Consider the following 2485-nt stretch of genomic DNA (forward strand, 5'->3'; position numbering starts at 1 on the left):
GGGGGGGGGGGGGGGGGGGGGGGGGGGGGGGGGGGGGGGGGGGGGGGGGGGGGGGGGGGGGGGGGGGGGGGGAGGGGGGGGGGGGGGGGGGGGGGGGGGGGGGGGGGGGGGGGGGGGGGGGGGAGAAGAAAAAGGGGAAAAAACAACCCCCCGGCGGCGGCCCGGGGCCCTGAACGGGCTCCGGGTCGCCGGGGGAATGGGAGCGCTTCCCCGCCTTGGCGGCTGCGGACGTTGACGCACTGTGGGTTGATCACCCGTGACCTGACGAATCGTCGACCCGCCGCCGGCGCGGCCCCTCTCGGTGCGAACTTGTCGACGGCTCGCGTGACGTGAACATGCTCCCGTCGACAAGGTCGGGAAAGCGCTTTCCCAGCTTCCTGGTGGGCCTCGCCGACCCCGGCCATTCGCGGTCGGCCCGGTTTTCCGGCATTCGGAAAAACGGACGGTGGGCGCCCGAAAGGGGCGGCGGAAACGCCGCACAATAGGCCCGCTCGCCATTCCTCGGATTCGCCTGCGAGCCCGTCGTATTAACGCCGGTGAACCCGGCATGGGGTCGCTGGCCTGCGCGGATGCCGTGTGGAGCAGCTCGGGACGAGTGGCGGAGCACCGGATTCCGCACTCGCCTCGGCGCTGGCCGGTGCACCCCGGTTGCGACACGCCGACGCGCAAGTGAACGGAACTCCGCGACGAGTGAGATCTCCGTCACATTCGCCGATGCGCGGATTTCCGTCCGAGCGCCGGTGATACATCCGTGACCTGCGAAAACTCCCCGTGACGGGATGGTCGCTCGGGTGGGGGCCTGCTCCTCCCGGCTGAGTTGATCTTGTTCTCGGATGTGTTCTGCGCTTCACTCTTGCGGGTGTCAGCGGCGGAACGGGGTGCGGCGGCTGTCTGAGAGTGCGTCCGGAGCCGTGACCGGCCCCGGACGTGAGGTCCGGCGAGATTGTGAGCACCTTTGCGTAAGAGGATCGCGCGTCAGCAAACCGCGCGGCGCCGCCGCCTGGTCCGGGCGGTGCGTCGGCGGCTCCCGGGTCGCCTCCTCGAGTCGCGTCAGCGCCTGCTCCGTTCCTGGGGCGCGCTGCCGGCCGCGGCCGCACTGACCACCCTCACCGGCTGCGACACCGCCCACGGCGCGGGCAACGGCGAACTCTGGGCGGCGGGCGGCGCGGCGGCCGTGGTGCTGCTGGGCGGGACGGCGGTGGCGGTCCGCCGGGTCACCGCGGGTCCGCTGGAGAAGGCCCGTGACCTGGCCACCCGCAACCTCGCCACCCTGCTGGAGGAGCGCGGCGGCCTGCTGGAGGAGCGCTCCCGGCTGCTCGCCGAGCGCGACGCCCAGGGCGGCCGGCTCCAGGCGCTCTCCCTGGAACGCCTGGGCCTGATCCAGGAGCGGGACGAACTCCAGCGACAGCAGCAGGAGTTGACCGAGCAGTGGCAGGCGCTGGCGAGCACCGGCAGCGCGTCGGCCGAGCGGACGGCGGAACTGCTGCGGGAGTGCGAGCTGCTGCTGGCCGAGCGGGACGCGCTGGCCCGGGAGCGCGACGAACTGCAGGGCAGCGTGGACGCGACCTTCGTCAACCTGGCGATGCGCACCCTGACCCTGGTCGAGCGCCAACTCGTGCTGATCGAGGCACTGGAGGGGCGGGAGGCCGACGCCGCCCAGCTGGAGAGCCTGTTCCGGCTCGACCACCTGGCCACCCGGATGCGCCGCAACAGCGAGAACATGCTGCTGCTGGCCGGCCTGGAGAACAGCTCGCGCAGCCGCAAGACGGTCACCCTGCTGGACGTGGTCCGGGCCGCGGTCTCCGAGATCGAACGGTACGAGCGGGTCAAGCTCGGCTTCCTGGCCGCGGTCCGGCTGACCGGCGCGGTGGCGGACGACACCAGCCACCTGCTCGCCGAACTCCTGGAGAACGCCAGCGCCTTCTCGCCGCCGCAGGAGCAGGTGGAGGTGGGTGGCTGGCTGCTGGACAACGGCGAGTTGATGCTCTCGGTCAGCGACCGCGGCATCGGGCTGCCGGCCGACCGGCTGCGCGAGCTCAACGAGCAGCTGGCCGAGCCGCTGCCGGCCGACCCGGCGCAGCGGCGCGACGCCCTGCTCGCCGGCGCGCTCACCGGGCGCAGCATGGGCCTGTTCGTGGTGGCCCGGCTGGCCCGGCGGCACGGCATCCGGGTGCAGCTGCGCGAGAACGGTCAGGGCGGCGGGGTCAGCGCCATGGTGGTGCTGCCGCGCGAGGCCCTGCACCAGGACGGCGCGAGCACGGCCGACCTGGACGACCAGCGCCGGGCCGAGCGCAGCGCCGCGGCCGTGGCCGAACAGGCCCGGCAGGCAGCCGAGTTCGCGGCGGCCGAGGTGGCCGCGGCCGAGTTCACCGCCGCCGTGGCGGCCGCCGCCGCGGCGCCGACCGGGCCCGCGCACGCCAGACCGGCGAGCGCCCCGGCCGGACCGGAGAACGCCGGCGCACCCGACACCGAGCTGAGATCGGAA

General features: G+C 74.2%; 1 protein-coding gene. It reads left to right on the forward strand.

Features of this window, described 5'->3' with window-relative positions; genetic code table 11:
• Window positions 1-1012 precede the first annotated feature (1012 nt).
• Window positions 1013-2485: ATP-binding protein (locus ACQRUO_RS39200; protein WP_428320964.1), on the forward strand; the 1473-nt coding region annotated here is incomplete at its 3' end.

This window comes from Kitasatospora sp. LaBMicrA B282 (assembly GCF_050325825.1).
GTDB lineage: Bacteria > Actinomycetota > Actinomycetes > Streptomycetales > Streptomycetaceae > Kitasatospora.